The organism is Pantoea sp. At-9b, from assembly GCF_000175935.2.
GTDB lineage: Bacteria > Pseudomonadota > Gammaproteobacteria > Enterobacterales > Enterobacteriaceae > Pantoea.
In genome coordinates, this window is the sequence record NC_014838.1 from 29,998 (window position 1) to 47,736 (window position 17,739).

Consider the following 17,739-nt stretch of genomic DNA (forward strand, 5'->3'; position numbering starts at 1 on the left):
TATTTGTTTAAAATCAACAATATAAACAACAAGCAAGCGCAAAAACCCAGACACGCAGCACGTGTCCGGGTGTACCGGTCATCAACGGTGAATCAGTCGGCGGAAACGGGCACCAATACCCCTTTGACCAGCGGATCATCGGTGGTCTTCAGCCATTGTTGCAGGCGTGGATCGGAGAAGGCTTTTTTCAGCTTTTCGATATTTTCCTGGGACAGATAAGGCGTGCCAATCACCAGCTGGGAGGCAAAAGTGCGTGGCGCAGGCGGGAACAGAATGCCTTTATCACGCGGCACTTTTCCGGCATCAAACTGCGACACGTAACCAATCGCAGCATCAACCGAGTTCAACGCACGCGGCATCGTCAATAAATCCAGCTCCTTAAATACAAAACCATGCGGATTACCGGTGATGTTTTTCAGTTTTGCCGTGCGGGGTTCAACATTCGGGTCAAGGGTGATTAATCCCTGACGCGCCAGCAGCCACAGCGCCTGGCCCTGGTTTGCGCCATCGTCCGGCACCACAATGGTGGCCCCCTGCGGCAGCGCATCCACGGAAGGGTAGCGATCGGAGTAGATACCAAATGCCCACTGGAACAGCGGTAATGTTGGCGTCAATGCAAAATTGTTCGCGTCGACTACCTGTTTCAGCCACCACTGATGCTGGTACACCGTCGCCGCGTATTGTCCCTCTGCGACCGCACGGTCAGCCTGTACCGGGTCCTGCACCCCTACCGCTTCCAGTTTCAGGCCGTAATCCGCTGCAATATGATCATTCACATACTCAATCAGCTTCTGCTCACCCGCCATCGCCGGTTCATAGTGAATTTTGAGGGTGGTGCCAAACACCACCGCCTGCGGTTGCTGGCTACGCCAGAACCAGGCTGCGGCGGCGACAGCAACGACCACTATAATCAGTAGCAACCATGGCCAGCGGCGTGTTTTACGTAACTCAAATTCTTGTGTTGTCATAGCGATGTCCCCTGAGGATGACGTAAAGCGGTAACCAGGCGGTCACCGAGAAACTGAATGGTTTGAATCAAAACCACCAACACCACGATGGTGGCGATCATGATGTGATTGTCGAAACGCTGATAGCCGTACACCACCGCCAGATAGCCGATGCCCCCTGCGCCGATGGTGCCGGCAATCGCCGAGTATTCGATCATAGAAATCAGGTTAAGGGTGATGGCCGCGACAATGGCGGGCAGCGCTTCGCTCAGTTGCGCCTGACGGATGATTTGCCAACGTGAACCTCCACAGACCAGGCCCACCGCTGTGACCTCAGCCGGTAACTCACGCAGCGCGTTATCCACCAGCCGCCCGAAAAACGGGATACCCGCAGCGATCATCGGCACCACCGCCGCCGGGATGCCAATGGTGGTGCCGGTTAACCAAAAGGTGAACGGGATGATTGCAGCCATCAACACCAGAAACGGTAACGAGCGCCCCATGTTCACCATCCAACTCAACACCCGGTTTATCCCCCGATGGGGAAAGAGCCCGCGTGCGGAGGTGTTAAACAACACCACCCCCACCACTCCGCCACAGGTCACGACAAATAACATCACGATCCCGACCATCAACACCGTTTCCCCCAAGGCGGGGAGCATCAGCGCGGGTATCTCATTCCAGGGGGTGTCCTGGCTCATGACGGAGACGCTCATACCGCCTCCTTCAGCACCGGCACACCGGCGACCACGCTGGCAACTAACCCCAATTGCTCCAGTTGCACCAACAACTGCGACAGGGGTACGCGTTCACGCTGGAAGTGAATACCAACCTGCAAACGCCCCAGTTGCAGGCCATTAACCTGTTCAACATGGGCACCCAACAGATCAATTCGCAGCGCAAATTGCTGGCTCAGGCGTGATAGCCAGTCGCTGGCAACCGCGACATCGGTGCGATAACTTAACTGGAGCACCAACTCTGACGAGGCAGGTTGTGGGCTGAGCGGCAAAAGTTGATGCGCCAGCCGGGATTCCGGTTGTGCCAGCAGCTGTTTCACCACGCCATAATGTACGATCTGGCCTTCACGGATTTCCGCCACGGCATCGGCTGCACGGCGTACCGCATCCATTTCATGGGTGATTAACACGATCGCCAGCCGGTATTCGTCACGTAACTTACGCAGCAGATCGAGGATGGTGACCGTGGCTGCGGGGTCGAGACCGGATGTCGCTTCATCAGCCAGCAATACCGATGGACGCAACGCCAGTGCACGGGCAATACCAATACGCTGGCGTTGCCCACCCGAAAGCTGCGCCGGAAACGCATGGGCTTTATGGCTCAGCCCAACATGTTCCAGCAGCTCCCCGACCCGCGCGTTGATATCCCGCTCAACCACGCCGAGATAACGCAACGGCAGCGCGATATTTTCCCAGGCCGATTTACGCTGCAACAACGCCGAGGATTGAAACACGGTGCCGATAGCGCGTCGCTCGCGCCGCAACACCTCTCCGCTCAGGCGCGAAAGGTCATGCCCATTGACACGGATGCTGCCGGCACTCGGTTGCTCCAGCAGGCTGATGCATTTCGCCAGCGTAGACTTCCCTGCCCCACTCGGTCCCACCACTGCTGTGATGTTGCCCGGCTGTACCTCAAGGTTGATTGACTTCAGCACCTCGGTCACCCGCCCATCGGGCGCACGATAGTGCTTACTCAACGCCTCGATCTCGATCATATGACCTCCTGCGGCACCGACTGCACACGGTAGCCCGCGCCAGGATGAGGCGATTGCAACTGTGGCCCGGCGCGGAATAATTTCTCGCGCAGTGTGCCGCTGGCATACTCTTTCTTGAATACGCCGCGCTTCTGCAATTCCGGGATCAACAACTCGACCACATCTTCGAAGGTTTCATGTGTCAGTGCGTAGGCAAGGTTAAAACCATCAACATCGGTTTCCTCCACCCAGCTTTGCAGCTCATCCGCTACCGTTGCGGCACTCCCGACTAACAACGGGCCAAAGCCCCCAATTCCCACCCAATCCGCCAGCGCGGCCACCGTCCATTGACGGTCTGGGTCGGCCGTGGAGAAGGTTTCCACGGCTGACTGGATGGCGTTGGTATGCAAATACTTCAGCACCTGATCCGGCTGGTATTGGCCAAAATCGATGCCGGTCCAACCCGATACCAGTGCCAGCGCGCCTTCGTAGCTCACCCAACTTTTGTACTCCTGCCATTTCGCCTGAGCCGCTTTGTCTGTTTCGCCAACGATGACCGTTTGCAGATTGAAGATCAGAATGCTGTGCGGATCGCGCCCCGCTTCAGCCGCACGGCGGCGAATGTCTGCCACCGTTTTCTTCAGCAGAACTTTGGACGGGGCCGCAACAAAGACGCATTCGGCATGTTCGGCAGCAAACTGTTTGCCGCGGCTCGATGCACCCGCCTGGTACAAGACTGGCGTGCGTTGTGGGGACGGCTCGCACAGATGAATTCCCGGCACGTTGAAGAAAGTGCCCTGGTGGTTGATCGGATGGATTTTTCTCGGGTCGCTGAAGATACGGCGTTCCCGATCCCGCAACACCGCATCGGCTTCCCAGCTGCCTTCCAGCAGTTTGTACACCACCTGCAAATATTCATCGGCATAGTCGTAACGGCTGTCGTGATCGGTTTGCGCCTTGTGACCAATATTGCGTGCGCCACTTTCCAGATACGAGGTGACAATGTTCCAGCCAATACGCCCTTTGGTCAGGTGATCGAGCGTGGAGAGACGGCGCGCAAACGGATACGGATGTTCAAATGACAACGAAGCGGTCAGTCCGAATCCCAGATGTTCGGTCACCAGCGCCATCGGCGTGATCAACGCCAACGGATCGTTCACTGGAACCTGTGTCGCCTGGCGAATGGCGGCATCACCATTACCGTTAAGTACATCGTAGATACCCAACACGTCGGCGATAAATAACCCATCGAATTTGCCGCGTTCCAGCAGGCGAGCCAGATCAACCCAATACTCCAGATCCTTATACTGCCAGGAGCGGTCGCGCGGGTGCGCCCATAACCCCGGCGACTGGTGTCCGACACAGTTCATGTCAAAAGCATTCAGGCGTATTTCACGTTGCGATGGCATAGCAATCTCCATAGCGAAGCCGTGATCGCTGTGCGACCCGGCGTTCGTCAGTTAATTTTTGGGGAATGTTGAGAAATTAAGGTGCTAAAGGGGGACATCGCTCCGCATGCTTGATATGCAGCGATGTGAGAATGTGTCGCGCCACCTCAGCAGCATGATCGGCGACCTGCGGCAATCCCATCAGTTCACCAAAACGTGCCCTGGCGGCAGGTCCCACGACGAACAGTTTTTGGTTTGGCTGACCGGCTCGTGTCAGGGTATGAGACTGACGATCGACATCAATCCCAAAACCTAACGCATCGGGACGGATGATGCCTTGCTGACTGAGCGACAGCAGCAACGGTTGGCTGGCCGTCAACGCCTCATGGCCTGGCCCCGTGGTGACGATAAGATGGTCGAGTTGATGGTTCTCTGTGACACCCGTGCGGGTATGTAATGCGATATCAAGCTGATCGCCACGCGATGCGATGGCCGTGAGACGTGCAGCCAGCACACGCAGGCTCCCCGCCTGCTGGCGTTGTGTGATCTCTGCGGCGACCTGTGGCGCAATGCGGTAGCGATGCACATCCCACCACGAGCGCAAATGCCGGACAAAGCGTTGTTGCTCGCGCAGCGGTAACGACTGCCAGATGGTTTGCCCTTGCACACGCACTTCATCCAGCACCCGCTGCCACGGCAGTTGCTGCTCTGCGGCACGTGCCACTTCTGCCCGGATGTGATGCAACCACAGCCGCGTACTGGGTTGCTGCTGTGGTGCCAGGGTCCATTCAGGCCAGTCACCGCTCAGGTTAGCGCGCGACAGCTGACCACGACGGGAGAACGCTAATAACGGGCCGCGATGTTGCCGTGTTGCCAGTGAGGCCACCACATCGGCCATGCTCAGACCGGTGCCAATAATGGCCACCGAAGCCGTGTTGGCGATGCTATCCAGCACCCCAGGTTGCCACGGGTTGGCAATCAGCGCCGGGTGTTCAGCGAAAGGCAAAAGCGCTTTTGGCAGGGACGGCGGCGGATGGCTGATCGCCAGCGCCAGTACATCGCCTTTAAGCGTATCGCCATTACTCAACAACAGCTGCTGCCCTTCCCAGGCGATCGCGCTGGCCCTGATATGACGTAAAGTCACCTGCGGATGCTGTTGCGCCGCTACGGCAAACTGTTCGGCGAGATAACGCCCAAACATGCCACGCTGCGGATACACCGCGCCATCGGCACAGTGCGCTACTGAGTCCAGTGAACATTCCGGTTGCTGTCGATACCAGCGATCAAACGCACCCTGCTCATCGCCACTCAATTGCATACGTGACGCGGGAACATTGATGCGATGTGCCGGCTCCTGAGTGGAGTAGGCTACGCCAGCCCCGAGGGTAAGACGAGGCTCCACCACCGTGACGCGCAATGGCGCGGTTGCATGACGGGCAAGATGAATCGCCAGCGCTGTCCCGCTGAATCCACCACCCACAATCATCACATGGGGTATCTGCATCGCCTGATCCTCACTGCGTCTCTTCAGCATTAGCTGGCGCTCGCCTGTTTGGTTGGCCGCTTATCGCCACCGATGGTTTCGCCAAACGGACCGGTGTTGACGCTGCGGGCACGCTGTTGCTGCCCATGCGCCAGCGGCAACAACGGTAACAGTAACTCTGCCACACGATGCGCCTCTTCCAGATGTGGATAGCCGGAAAGGATGAAGTTGGTCACGCCCAGCGCCTGATATTCGCGAATGCGTGCCGCTACCTGCTCTGGACTGCCCACTAAGGCCGTCCCTGCCCCACCGCGTACCAGCCCGACACCCGCCCACAGATTTGGCGCAATATACAGGTTGTCACGCGAACCGTTGTGTAGCGCGCTCATGCGCGCCTGACCGGCTGAGTCCATGCGGGCAAAAATTTTCTGCGCCTGCGCGATGGTCTCTTCATCAAGATGCGCAATTAATTTATCTGCGGCGGCTTTGGCCTCTTCTTCTGTCTCACGCACGATGACATGTAAACGAATACCGTACTCCAGCTTGCGTCCACGCGCTTCAGCCCGGGCACGAACCACCGCCAGTTTCTCCGCAACCTGTGCCGGAGGTTCACCCCAGGTGAGATAGGTATCGATTTGCCCGGCTGCAACATCAATGGCTTCATCAGATGAACCGCCAAAATAGAGCGGTGGGCCATTTTCCTGTACCGGCGGGAATAGCACCTCAGCACCTTCAACGTGAATATGCTGCCCCTTATAGTCAACCTTTTCGCCACGCAGTAAGCGACTGTAGACATCCAGAAACTCTTTCGTCACTGCATAACGTTCACTATGACTGAGGAAAATGCCATCCCCTTTGTTTTCGATCGGGTCGCCACCGGTCACTACATTAATCAGCAGACGGCCATCAGACAGCCGGTCCAGCGTGCTGGCCATACGGGCTGCCAGCGTGGGTGGCTGCAAGCCAGGACGTACCGCTACCAGATAGCGCAACCGGCGTGTCAGCGGTGCCAGAGCCGACGCCACTAACCACGAATCTTCACAGCTTTTTCCGGTAGGGATCAGTACGCCATAAAACCCAAGATTATCCGCAGCCAACGCAACTTGCTGTAAGTAGCCTAAATCTACCGGTCGCCCACCCTCGGTGGTGCCGAGGTAACGTCCATCGCCGTGTGTAGGAAGAAACCAGAAGACATTGATGTTCTCATTTACGGAATCGGCCATTATGCATTTCCTATATAACTTTATTAAAAAATGATCATTTCACTTCATTTATTTAGTTATATAGCCCATAGCGAAATACGTGCCAGCTTATGATTCGCGCTAAATGCCCATTTATCAGTAGGTTGAGATGTTTGACCTGTCTCTTACCTGTTGCATTCGCAACTTTGCTTCAACAGCATTTGCTGCATTTGCAACTTCTTATGCTTTTTTCCTGCTGTTCATAGTGAATGTGCTTGTATAGCGTGGGGACAGGCTCGCAAAAAGGATACTCACCATGCTCACCCCCTATGCTGACTTTACTGACTCTCCTCGTTTGGTCGATCCCGCTTCCCGTGCTTTTCAAACATTGCTGGACAAGTTTGCCCCAACGGATGCCACGGTGCTGATTGCCGGTGAAACCGGTACCGGTAAAGAAGTGGTCGCGCGGTATTTGCATCATCATAGCGCCCGCCGTCATTGCCCTTTCCTGGCAGTGAATTGCGGAGCATTAACCGAGAGCCTGGCCGAAGCTGAACTGTTTGGACATGAGAAAGGGGCATTTACTGGCGCAACACAAGCGCATCCTGGCTGGTTTGAATCAGCCCAGGGTGGCACTTTGCTGTTAGATGAGATTGGTGAGCTGAGCCTGCCATTGCAGGTCAAACTTCTGCGCGTATTGCAGGAACGCGAAATTACGCGCGTTGGGTCACGCAAAGCGATAAAAGTTGATGTCAGGGTGATTGCCGCTACACACGTTGACCTTGCTCTGGCGATACGGGAGCGTCGCTTTCGAGAGGACCTGTTTTATCGCCTGAACATCGCCGTCGTCCCCTTACCCCCTTTACGGCAACGACGTGAAGACATACCGGTACTGGCTCAGCATTTTCTGGCGCTGTATTCCCGCCGTTTAGGTCGCCCGGCCCGTCGTCTCTCCTCTGAGGCGCTTGAAGCGCTAATGGAGTACAGTTGGCCCGGTAATATCCGTGAACTCGAAAATACATTGCATAATGCTGTGCTGCTGAGCCGTGAAGAAACGTTAACGCCTGCGCAGCTCCGTCTCTCCGGTTACAGTGAACATCAATTCGGTGATGTACCAGGTTCAACGCTGGATAACTTTCTGCGTCAGTATTTAATGACCGAGCCTCATCAACTTTTTGACCGTGTAGTACAAAGCCTGATTAATAATGCGCTGGAGTTATCTGATAACAATCAAACCCAGGCGGCAGGGTTATTAGGCATCAGCCGTCATACGTTACGTACCCATCTGGCGAACCAGGGTGTGATAAAAGGGCGTCGCAAAACAGCATCGGTGACGCCAGGCACCATCGTTTCTTCTCAGCAAGGTGAGCGTGAACTGCGAATTGGCTATCAAAAGTTTGGCAATCTCGGTGTATTAAAAGCACGCCAGAGCCTTGAACAGTGCTTTGCGAAGCAAGGCGTAAATGTACTCTGGAGTGAGTTTCCTGCCGGTCCACAACTGTTGTATGCGCTACAAAATAACGAAATCGATTTTGGCACCACGGGTGAAGTGCCACCGATTTTTGCCCAAGCCAGTGGCAACGCGGTGACTTACATCGCCTGGGAACCACCCGCACCCAGCAGCGTGGGCATTATTGTTCCTTACGATAGCGACATCAGGGCGCTGAGCGATCTGCGCGGAAAACGCATTTCCGTCAACAAAGGCTCCAACGTCCACTGGCTGTTGTTGCAGTTACTGGATGAGGCGGGTATTGGCCTCGATGAAGTCAAAGTAGTTTATGCGCCCCCCAAATATCCATTAACAGCCAGCGATTACCTCTCTGTTGATGCATGGATGATGTGGGACCCGCTGCTTAGCGCAGCAGAGAATAACCCGGCACTGCGAGTTCTCGCCACCGGCACCGGGCGTGTCTGCAACCATCAATTCTATCTGGCTCGCCGTGATTACGTACAACAACATGATGATATCCTGCATCAGCTGGTAGAGGCTTTGCAGCAGACCGGACAGTTTATTGATAGCCGTGGGCATCAGGCAGCCATGCTTTTAGCACAGGAGTTGGGCCTGGAAACCGACGCTGTTGAGCGTGCGTTATCACGCCGTAGCCATCAAACTCGAGCGATGGCGTTTGACGTTATCAAGCAGCAGCAAGCCATCGCCGATCGTTTTTATGCCCTTGGATTAATCAGCAAACCCGTTCGGGTCAGGGAAGCTGTGTGGCAACCTTCTTCGGAATTAAGGTTACTGGCGTAAGCCACTCAGGTGAGCCAGAAAGGCAAGGTGCTGGAGAAAGTTATCCACTTTTTCTGTGGATAAATCATTGAATATCATCTGACTACCAGGGAAAGAAACAGAGCAGGGCTGATGGTTAAGGGTTTCTCTCTGGCGATTTCACCCTGAAATCAATTTTAAAAAATGATGATATTCATAGAGATAACGATGAAATCGACATGGCGAAGGCCAGTGATTTCATCGTTACCTTCACATCAAAAATCTAAAACCTTCATTTACACCTTTTCCGTTACTGCCGGTCATTCCTGCACCAGTTCTGTAGAATGAATTATCTGGCGAGTATAACCGTAAGCCTGAAATCGTGGCGATTTCAGCCTGAAATTCACGGCATCATTATCGGTATTTCATAAGGTTAGCGATGAAATAGGGCTGGCGAGGCGTAAAAAAAACCGCCCGAAGGCGGTGTGGCTTACTGATTGAGATATTTGCTGAGGGTTTCGTTTATCACCCGATCCAGCTCATCCTGCAACTCTTTTGACTGACGATTAAACTCATAGCTGAACATGCGGCCACGTGTCTTTTTACGCGCAAAACGGTCTTTGTCGGCAAAGGTCCAAAGCGCGGTAGCAACCACTTTATCTTTTGCCGGTGACTGCACCAGTGTCTGACTGCCGTTGCGTACCAGTCGCAAAATGCCGTTCTTCACTTCATCTTCGGCCAGGCCATCGCGCGCACAAACGGTATCGACATCCATACCAATTGCATCGATCAAGGCTTCAACCGTTTGCCCGGTTTCCTGTAATTTCTCATAAGCCTGCAACAGGGATTTATAGTCGGGATAAGTCAATTCAGAATGGTTGGGGAACAGCGTGATTAAATCCGCCGGTACACTGGCAGCCTGCAATGCACGCGTTACCTTAGCTTGTGACAGACCTTCACTCTGCGCGATTTCCTTTTGTGATAGCCCACTGTCCTTCAGAGCCATCAGGCGCATGCCGACTTCACGCAGATTATGTTCACGCGCAGTCTGAATATCCTGCGCCAGACGACGCGCTTCCTCGGCACTAATCGCTGCGTCAGTAACCAGTACATCGAGGCCGGTTTTGCAATGCAATGCCGCAGCACGGCGGCGTGAACCATCAAGAATCTCGATACGGTCATCACGCTGAACACCAATTGCCGGAAAGAACTGCTGCAATTTGATAGTACGGATAATGTCGCGCAGCGATTCAGGTGTAAGACCCGACTGATCGCGACCGTTGGTTTCCATCACCACAAAGGTTCTGTCTTCAATTTCTTTCGCTGCAATCCGTTCGAGGGTGAACTGGGCACGTTTTCCCGTCGACAGGATAAAGGTTTGGGCATGGCCTTCTGATGTTTCTTCTGTTTGCAGCGGTGTCTGGCTGAACGTTCTGCCAATCGTAATGCGTTTTGCGCTCATAGTAACCTCAGTTCAGGCGAATAAATTCAATACGGTCAAATACGGCCTTGGCGAAGTCTTCCGCCGCCGAACGCGCATTCTTTAAGGCTTCACTGCTACCCACATAGGTAGAAGGATTGGCCGAGATCACGGTATCAAAGGACTCACCACAACGTTCAAAACCGTCCAGTCGTGGCAATGCCGCATCCAGCATGTCTCCACCAAAAATCTCTTTCGCGAGACTGTGACACAGCTTGTGGTCTGCTTTATTGGAGAGCTTTGACATAAATCCAATGTTGCCTTGCAGGCGACAGCTGGCTCCCGAATCTTCAATGATGCCAATCAACTCCGGCAGGCGCGTCAAATACTTGAGGGTGGAGTGAAAATCGACCTGTGCTGGCGGTACGGGGGTCATCAGTAAATCGGACGCGGCAATGGCGTTTTTCAGGAATGCATCAAGATGCGGGCCGCTGTCGATAAAGATGAAGTCATAATCTTTCTTCAACTTAACGATGACGTTCTCATGCAATACCGAATGAACGTTGTGCTGCGGTAGATGCTCAGCGCAAAGTTCGTCCCAGCGTGAAGCAATGAAGGCATCATCAATAGAAGCGGGCAGTACATCCACACCAGGGATGATGGAAGGCACAATAAACTCGCTTAACAGTTCTTCGCGGCTAACATTCTGCAACATCGCCTGCGCCGCAGTCGCTTCGACAAGGCCGACAGAACGTTCGTGATTAAGGAACATGGTCGCTGAGGATTGCGGGTCAAGGTCGATGACCAGAATACGTAAATCTTCAAACAGCAAATGCGGATGTGCTCGTAACGCATGAGCAAGAGAAACCGTTGAGACGGTTTTCGACACACCACCTTTCAGGTTGCCCACAAACAGCGTGAAAGCTTCACTGTGCCGGTCACGATACTTAGGCACACCACGGTGATGGTAGATATCGATAATGTTCTGAATGGACATCGCATATTTTGTTGAACTGCCAGCGGCACGTTTATCAAAAGGATAATCGTTTTCTTCCATCTCATTGACGGCGTAGTCAACACTGGCACGCGTCAACTTTGGCAGTTTTGCCAGTGCGGCTTTCGCGTACACCTGATAAAAGGTGTTTTCCTGCAATTCTTCTTTCTGTGCCTGGATCTGTTCCGTCAGACTCATCAGCATTCTCTCAGAACGCTGAGCAACCTTCAGAACCTGCTTTTCATCGTTAGCCATAGTTGCTCCACATATGTAGGATTTATGACTTTATACCGAAATCCTGCACATCAGGCAAATCTATCTCATCTATTCAGAAAGAAGTGAAACTGGCGAGACACCTTAAGGGAAGGGGAGTCAGAGGAATGTTCACTGTAATCAGTGCTGTAAAATTAGCCACTTCGTGATGCTGGTGTAAATGATGCATTGATCAGTTTTCGAGCGACCTCGCAAACATTCACTGTAATCAGAGAAAAGGATGGGTGATTTTGGCTGCTGACAGCAGGGGGTTTGTGAAATCTCAGACACAGGCCCGCAAGCAAGATTCACTGTAGTCAGTTAAATTCATCGTGGACTTGCGCAAAGATTCACTGCAATCAGCATAACATTCACTGTAATCAGTGAGCCGGAAGGAAACATTCACTGTAATCAGCACTCCACTCACATATGGCGAGACGTTGGCAGCAACGGTGATGGAGTGTTCTTCTCAGACATTCACTGTAATCAGTAAAAGCCTCGGCTGATTTGCACTATGCAAAGAAATGTTCACTGTAATCAGTAAACCGAAGTCAGCTAAATGCTGGATGTTCACTGTAGTCAGTAAGCTTGTCTGACTACAGATGAAAACATTCACTATGATCAGCAGATCTTGTACAAGCTTCATCCAGTGTTCACTGTAATCAGTAGAACGCGTAATCACGCATCCACGCAGACATTCACTGTAGTCAGTAAACCGAGATTTCATGTTCATCACCGCGCGCTCATTCACAACCGATAAACAAACGACAGCAGTGACAGCACGATGAAACATTCACTGTAATCAGCAGGACGAAGTAACGAATTTGCCGGCGAAAACTGGCCCCCATTGCTCCCCAGGATTGACGAACATTCACTGTAATCAGTTAATGAGGGAACCAGGGGATACCGCCAACGTTCACTGTAATCAGTACCCAACCGATAACCAGACGAAAGATAACGTTCACTGTATTCAGTAACAGGGCGTCTGTTTTCTGACGCAACGTTCACTGTAATCAGAATGAGGGATATGCGTGGCAAAGGGGCAGGGCGGAACATTCACTGTAATCAGTAATAGGTAGAAAAAGGGAACGACTTAAAGATTCACTGTAATCAGCAATCCCCTTGAGCGGGTTCAGAATGCCGTGGGTTGAAACCTGAAACAGGTGGGCAACCGTATAACATTCACTGTAATCAGTGACAACGTGACGGGAGATTTTGATAGCTAAAGATCCGGGGTCATGATCCTTTTTAAACGTCCACTGTAGTCAGTAAACGAGGTGAAAATTCACTGTAATCAGTAGATGTGACCAACCCTGTCACTTTTTATCCTTCGATAAACCTTCCAATTACCGATTACAGTGAACGTTTTCTCAATGTCGCTAATAAATTATTTAAAATCATTGGGATATATAAAAACATTCACTGTAATCAGCAAACGAGACTACTCGCTCACATTCACTATAAACAGTGATACCCCCTAATATGGCGACGTTCACTGTAATCAGTAAAAGCATCCTCCGACAGCGATGTCTCGGTGTTTAAATATAATATGTAAGCACTTACTATCAATAAAAGTCTTATTAATCGGTAATATCCTGCCAGGGTGATTGCGAGCAATCGGTAAAACCACGCAAGATTGCTGATTACAGTGAACGTTACTGATTTCAGTGAACGAGGAGATAGGATACCGATTGCAGTGAATGCTTCAGGAGGGGGGCAGTGTCACTTTTACGCTAAAAGTGACACTGCAACACGCGAATAGCTGACTACAGTGAACGTTAAAATCAGTCTTCGAAATCCAAATCTTCGAGGGCATCGATACTCTCAAGATTGCTGATCCCGTCGAGTTTTGGAGTACGACTGTGGATAATAAAAAACACCGAACGGCCACGTTTAACTTCTGAGTAGTCGAGATAACCAATCTCTTTTAGCTGCTCCATGGCACGACGCACAACATGGTTTTGCGTGGTGGTTTTAGAACCGAGGTTCAGGCGCATGCGCAAACGTGCCAGCGAAATAGGGGCAGGGTTCGTTGGCAGACTCTCCAGATAGGTATACAGCGCCTGGGCTGATTCCTTCCGCTTAAGACGGGAGATGGCTCGCAGCTGCAACAACACCTTGTGATCGAAGTTATACAGTTCGAACAACTTAGGATCCGCCTGGATACGCACCACATCCTTTTCTCGATCGTAATAGGCCGATTGCACCAGGTGCGTATGGTAAGCCTTACCATTGCCTTCGAAGGAGAGGGTATTGGTCGCGATACGGCGTAATGAGGCATCGAGGCGCTTACGCAGGGCCGCAGACGAGTTCGCCGAGGGGATACCACACATTTTGACGAAATCGATAAACGGCAACGTCACCGTATCGCCTTTCGACGGATAGCGTGAGAATGACTGGATAATCCCGGCCCAGGTTTTGAAATCGTTATCCATATCCAGCCTGGCACCGGTAATGGTAATCTTTTCATAGCCCTCGGCTTTGACCAACGAGAGGTTCTTCAGCTCTTTGGTGGCATCAGTGGAGGCCATCGCGCCAGATTTGCCGCGTGCAGTTGACTTCAGTGTCGGTACGAACAGTCCAAGGCGCATTAACGCCACCGGTTGTACGGTGTTATTTTTGTTAGGGTGGAGCTGAATAACTTCACCGCTGTTTTTTGTCACCGACAGAAAAGGTTCAAGTAACGCCTTGTTTTCACTCTCTTTATCTGCCATAGCCTGAGATCTTCATTCTGTGGATGAAAAGGATCGGTTTCTGATTACAGTGAACATTAACACTGTTTATAGTGAACATTCTACTGGCTATAGTGAATAAAGTGCTGATTACAGTGAATACTTTACTGATTATAGTGAACACGATCACCTTCTCAGCCCTTGTCCGCTGCGGCTTGCGACGATCCGGGATCTCTTAGGATCTCTTTAAGATCTCTCTATGATCTTTATTAGAGATCTAATCACTGTATAACTGAATAACTCTCAGAAAAATCCTGCGCATAGCAGATCCATCGCATGTTTGCGGATAACGAAGCCGTTGGCAAAGATGCGAGAGCCAAACATTAGCGGATCGCAAGCTGCACAACGGCATATTCATTTCCTGAGAAGAACTTGCTCATTAATATTCATTTTTCATCACTCCTGCTGAAGCGTAAGGTGCTCCTCATTGACCCGACAAACTTACGATGAAGGCACTTATGACTGACAATGTAATCTCACGCAATCCTACCAACGGTGAAATCCTTGCAAGCTGGCCGCTACAGAATGCAGCTGAACTGGAAATTTCATTACAGCAAAGCGCACAGGCCTTTAGCGAATGGCGCATGACCAGCATGGTGCAGCGAGTCCAAGTCCTGCGCCAGTTGGCAGAGCAGATCCGCCAACGTCAGGATGAACTGGCTGCTATGGCAACCCTGGAAATGGGTAAACCTATCGCTCAGGCACGTGCTGAGGTTTTGAAATGTTCCAACCTGTGTGACTGGTATGCTGAACATGGTCCGGCGATGCTGGCAGATAAACCCACGCTGGTGGAAAATCAGCAGGCATGGCAGGCATTTCGTCCACTGGGTGTGATCCTCGCTGTGATGCCATGGAACTTCCCGTACTGGCAGGTACTGCGTGGCGCAGTCAGCATGTTGCTGGCAGGCAACACCTACCTGTTGAAACATGCACCCAGCGTGATGGGCTGTGCCAACCTGATCACCAGCTTGTTCGATGCCACTGATTTGCCCAAAGGGGCATTCACGGTCATTAACGTGGATAACGACGGTGTTTCCATCGCCATCAAAGATCCGCGTATTGCTGCGGTCGCCGTGACTGGCAGCGTGCGCGCAGGTGGAGCCATCGCAGCACAAGCCGGGGCGGTGCTGAAGAAAACCGTGCTGGAACTGGGCGGTGCCGATCCTTTTATCGTACTTGCGGATGCAGACCTGGATGCAGCAGTGGCCTCAGCGGTCACAGGACGCTATCAGAACACCGGACAGGTCTGTATGGCAGCCAAACGCTTTATTATCGAAGAAAGTGTCGCTGAGGCCTTTGAGGCGCGTTTTAGCGCAGCGGTACAGGCACTGAATATTGGCGACCCTCTGGAAGAGACAACCTACATCGGCCCTATGGCCCGCTATGACCTGCGAGACGAACTGGATCGCCAAGTCCAGCAAAGCATTGCCGAAGGTGCCCGAGTGGTAACAGGAGCGCACAAAATCGAAGGCCCGGGTAACTACTATGCGCCAACCATCCTCGCCGATGTTACACCTGAGATGACCGCATTCCAGCAGGAGATCTTTGGACCCGTGGCCGCCATCACTGTGGCCCGCGATGCACAACATGCGCTGGAACTGGCAAACAACAGCGAGTTTGGTCTGAGTGCCACGATCTGGAGTGGCAACGAGGCGCTGGCGAATGAACTGGCGCAGCAACTGGAAACGGGCGCGGTATTTATCAATGGCAATGGCGCATCAGATCCCCGTGTCGCCATTGGCGGCGTGAAGAAAAGCGGCTATGGTCGCGAGCTGTCCAGCTTTGGCGTCTACGAATTCTGCAACGTCCAGACGGTGTGGAAAAATCGTCGCTAATCCGGGCGGGGCGCGCGATACTACGCGCCCCAACTCAGTCATGATCGATCCACAGATGAACACTCCCGGAATTATCATCCTTGCCGCCGGACTGGGGTTGCGTTTTAACCGCGCCGGAGGGCAGGGCAACAAACTGCTGGCACCGCAGCAGAATCAACAACCCCTGCTGGCCTTAACCCTGCGCCAGGCGCAGGACTCTGGTTTGCCGGTGCTGGTGGTTACCCGTCCCGAATATCATGCGGTCCTCGATCTTGCACAACAATGCCAGATTCCCGCGATCACGGTTGCCAGCAGCGGCAGCGGTGAGAGTATCGCTGCTGGCATACGCCAGACCAGAAATTGGGCAGGCTGGCTGATTCAACCAGGTGATATGGCATGGGTGACCGCGCAGGATCATCAGTATGTCGCGCAGGCACTGGCCGCCGGTGCTCAACAGGTACGGCTATGCTGGGACCAGCAGCCGGGGCATCCGGTGGGATTTGCTGCAGGTTATGGTCAGGCGTTGAGTGAACTTAGCGGGGATAACGGCGCACGCATGCTGCTGGATCCGACGATCCTGCTCACAATCAGCGCGCATGCCGGGGTGATTCGCGATGCAGATCTGCCAGAACCTACAAACCATTCCTGACGCGCACGATATCTGCCAGCGTTGCCAGTGCAATCTCACCGGGCGTTTTACTGCCGATCGGCAGACCGACCGGCGCATGAATGCGCGCCAGCGCCTGTTCTGATAATCCTCCCAGTTCAGCCAGACGTTGCAGACGTTTCTGGCTGTTCTTCGCCGATCCCATCGCGCCAATGTAAAACGCTGGCGTATGCACGGCTTCCATCAGCGTTAAATCATCGACACGGGGATCATGCGTCAGGCAAAGGATCGCTGTCCCCGCCGACGCCCCCGATTGCTCCAGATAGCGCGCCGGGTGCTGCTGAACGCAATGCAGATTTTCGCTCGTTCCGCTTGCCGCCTGTAACTGCTCGAATTCAGCATCACGATGTTCACACACCACCACGCGAAAACCGAGCATCAACGCCAGACGGATGCAATCACTGGCAACGGCGGAGTAACCGGCGATCAGTACCGTGGTTACCGCGCCTACAGGCAGCACTGCGCTGTCATCGTCATACCTGAGCAGGGGCAGGGGAGCGCCCGTCGCCAGCGGCTGCCACTCATGATCGCAGCCAAGGGTGATGTAGCGCGTCAGTAACGGACCGCCACTGAGTGCCTCCTGCATCGCACCCAGCAGCGCCAGAGAACGCTCCTGTGGCTCAAGACGTTCCACCAGCACATCCAACACCCCGCCACAAGGGAGCTGGACCGGTGGCGTTAAGCCTTCCGCGCCATAACGCACCCGCTCGCTAACGTGGGGGTACGCGCCTTGCTGGACGCGTGCGAGGAAATCTTCCTCGATACAGCCGCCGGAAAGCGATCCGCTCCAGTGGCCTTCAGCGTCTGCCACCAGCATGGCCCCAGGCGAACGTGGCGCTGATCCCCAGCTATGCAGCACGGTGCATAGCCAGATCACTTTGCCCTGTTGCAGCCACAGCAATCCCTGGTCAATCACACGTTGATCGAGTGACAGCATACCT

13 protein-coding genes are annotated in these 17,739 nt (G+C 53.2%); 3 read left to right on the top strand and 10 right to left on the bottom strand.

Annotated features, from left to right (window positions below):
- Positions 1-92: 92 nt before the first annotated feature.
- The 6 genes from PAT9B_RS20345 to ssuD form a co-directional block, all read right to left on the bottom strand.
- Complete coding sequence (locus PAT9B_RS20345) at positions 93-968, bottom strand: MetQ/NlpA family ABC transporter substrate-binding protein (protein WP_013511148.1); 876 nt, start codon at positions 966-968, stop codon at positions 93-95.
- The gene (locus PAT9B_RS20350) at positions 965-1,663 is read right to left on the bottom strand and encodes a methionine ABC transporter permease (RefSeq protein WP_013511149.1); all 699 of its coding nucleotides are present in this window, start codon (positions 1,661-1,663) and stop codon (positions 965-967) included. Before PAT9B_RS20350 ends, PAT9B_RS20345 begins: the two co-directional genes overlap by 4 nt.
- Positions 1,660-2,679, bottom strand: coding sequence for a methionine ABC transporter ATP-binding protein (locus PAT9B_RS20355; RefSeq protein WP_013511150.1), 1,020 nt, complete (start codon positions 2,677-2,679; stop codon positions 1,660-1,662). The genes PAT9B_RS20350 and PAT9B_RS20355 overlap by 4 nt, the downstream gene beginning before the upstream one ends.
- Complete coding sequence (locus PAT9B_RS20360; RefSeq protein WP_013511151.1) at positions 2,676-4,067, bottom strand: LLM class flavin-dependent oxidoreductase; 1,392 nt, start codon at positions 4,065-4,067, stop codon at positions 2,676-2,678. The genes PAT9B_RS20355 and PAT9B_RS20360 overlap by 4 nt, the downstream gene beginning before the upstream one ends.
- A gap of 76 nt (positions 4,068-4,143) precedes the next feature.
- Complete coding sequence (locus PAT9B_RS20365) at positions 4,144-5,550, bottom strand: FAD/NAD(P)-binding protein (RefSeq protein WP_041526070.1); 1,407 nt, start codon at positions 5,548-5,550, stop codon at positions 4,144-4,146.
- A 29-nt stretch (positions 5,551-5,579) separates the two neighbouring features.
- On the bottom strand, positions 5,580-6,752 hold the full coding sequence (ssuD, locus tag PAT9B_RS20370; RefSeq protein ID WP_013511153.1) for an FMNH2-dependent alkanesulfonate monooxygenase: 1,173 nt from the start codon (positions 6,750-6,752) through the stop codon (positions 5,580-5,582).
- A gap of 274 nt (positions 6,753-7,026) precedes the next feature.
- Here ssuD and PAT9B_RS20375 point away from each other — a divergent pair, with 274 nt between their 5' ends.
- Entirely contained in the window at positions 7,027-8,961 is a 1,935-nt protein-coding gene (locus tag PAT9B_RS20375) for a sigma-54-dependent Fis family transcriptional regulator (RefSeq protein ID WP_013511154.1), read from the top strand.
- A 448-nt stretch (positions 8,962-9,409) separates the two neighbouring features.
- Here the strand turns inward: PAT9B_RS20375 and PAT9B_RS20380 are convergent, their stop codons facing one another.
- From PAT9B_RS20380 to PAT9B_RS20390, 3 genes are all read right to left on the bottom strand, one after another.
- Positions 9,410-10,381 carry a ParB family protein gene (locus tag PAT9B_RS20380; RefSeq protein WP_013511155.1) on the bottom strand — a complete coding sequence of 324 codons (972 nt, stop codon included), beginning with the start codon at positions 10,379-10,381 and terminating at the stop codon, positions 9,410-9,412.
- 7 nt (positions 10,382-10,388) lie between these two features.
- A complete protein-coding gene (locus PAT9B_RS20385) occupies positions 10,389-11,588 on the bottom strand; it encodes an AAA family ATPase (protein ID WP_013511156.1) in 1,200 nt (399 codons plus the stop codon).
- A gap of 1,781 nt (positions 11,589-13,369) precedes the next feature.
- Positions 13,370-14,299, bottom strand: a complete 930-nt coding sequence (locus PAT9B_RS20390) for a RepB family plasmid replication initiator protein (protein ID WP_013511158.1) — start codon at positions 14,297-14,299, stop codon at positions 13,370-13,372.
- Between the two features lie 476 nt (positions 14,300-14,775).
- On the opposite strand from PAT9B_RS20390, the gene PAT9B_RS20395 reads away from it, so the two are divergent.
- Together PAT9B_RS20395 and PAT9B_RS20400 are read left to right on the top strand one after the other, a co-directional pair.
- Positions 14,776-16,152: an aldehyde dehydrogenase family protein gene (locus tag PAT9B_RS20395; RefSeq protein ID WP_013511159.1), complete on the top strand. Its 1,377-nt coding sequence runs from the start codon at positions 14,776-14,778 to the stop codon at positions 16,150-16,152.
- A gap of 55 nt (positions 16,153-16,207) precedes the next feature.
- Positions 16,208-16,780 carry an NTP transferase domain-containing protein gene (locus PAT9B_RS20400; RefSeq protein WP_150105831.1) on the top strand — a complete coding sequence of 191 codons (573 nt, stop codon included), beginning with the start codon at positions 16,208-16,210 and terminating at the stop codon, positions 16,778-16,780.
- On the opposite strand, the gene PAT9B_RS20405 is transcribed toward PAT9B_RS20400, so the two are convergent.
- The gene (locus tag PAT9B_RS20405) at positions 16,764-17,735 is read right to left on the bottom strand and encodes an XdhC family protein (protein WP_013511161.1); all 972 of its coding nucleotides are present in this window, start codon (positions 17,733-17,735) and stop codon (positions 16,764-16,766) included. The genes PAT9B_RS20400 and PAT9B_RS20405 overlap by 17 nt on opposite strands.
- Positions 17,736-17,739 lie beyond the last annotated feature (4 nt).

What these genes read in the sequence shown, in the direction of transcription:
- PAT9B_RS20345 (WP_013511148.1), bottom strand. Translation starts at nt 968, where the DNA reads ATGACAACACAAGAATTTGAGTTACGTAAAACACGCCGCTGGCCATGG.
- PAT9B_RS20350 (WP_013511149.1), bottom strand. Translation starts at nt 1,663, where the DNA reads ATGAGCGTCTCCGTCATGAGCCAGGACACCCCCTGGAATGAGATACCC.
- PAT9B_RS20355 (WP_013511150.1), bottom strand. Translation starts at nt 2,679, where the DNA reads ATGATCGAGATCGAGGCGTTGAGTAAGCACTATCGTGCGCCCGATGGG.
- PAT9B_RS20360 (WP_013511151.1), bottom strand. Translation starts at nt 4,067, where the DNA reads ATGCCATCGCAACGTGAAATACGCCTGAATGCTTTTGACATGAACTGT.
- PAT9B_RS20365 (WP_041526070.1), bottom strand. Translation starts at nt 5,550, where the DNA reads ATGCAGATACCCCATGTGATGATTGTGGGTGGTGGATTCAGCGGGACA.
- ssuD (WP_013511153.1), bottom strand. Translation starts at nt 6,752, where the DNA reads ATGGCCGATTCCGTAAATGAGAACATCAATGTCTTCTGGTTTCTTCCT.
- PAT9B_RS20375 (WP_013511154.1), top strand. Translation starts at nt 7,027, where the DNA reads ATGCTCACCCCCTATGCTGACTTTACTGACTCTCCTCGTTTGGTCGAT.
- PAT9B_RS20380 (WP_013511155.1), bottom strand. Translation starts at nt 10,381, where the DNA reads ATGAGCGCAAAACGCATTACGATTGGCAGAACGTTCAGCCAGACACCG.
- PAT9B_RS20385 (WP_013511156.1), bottom strand. Translation starts at nt 11,588, where the DNA reads ATGGCTAACGATGAAAAGCAGGTTCTGAAGGTTGCTCAGCGTTCTGAG.
- PAT9B_RS20390 (WP_013511158.1), bottom strand. Translation starts at nt 14,299, where the DNA reads ATGGCAGATAAAGAGAGTGAAAACAAGGCGTTACTTGAACCTTTTCTG.
- PAT9B_RS20395 (WP_013511159.1), top strand. Translation starts at nt 14,776, where the DNA reads ATGACTGACAATGTAATCTCACGCAATCCTACCAACGGTGAAATCCTT.
- PAT9B_RS20400 (WP_150105831.1), top strand. Translation starts at nt 16,208, where the DNA reads ATGAACACTCCCGGAATTATCATCCTTGCCGCCGGACTGGGGTTGCGT.
- PAT9B_RS20405 (WP_013511161.1), bottom strand. Translation starts at nt 17,735, where the DNA reads ATGCTGTCACTCGATCAACGTGTGATTGACCAGGGATTGCTGTGGCTG.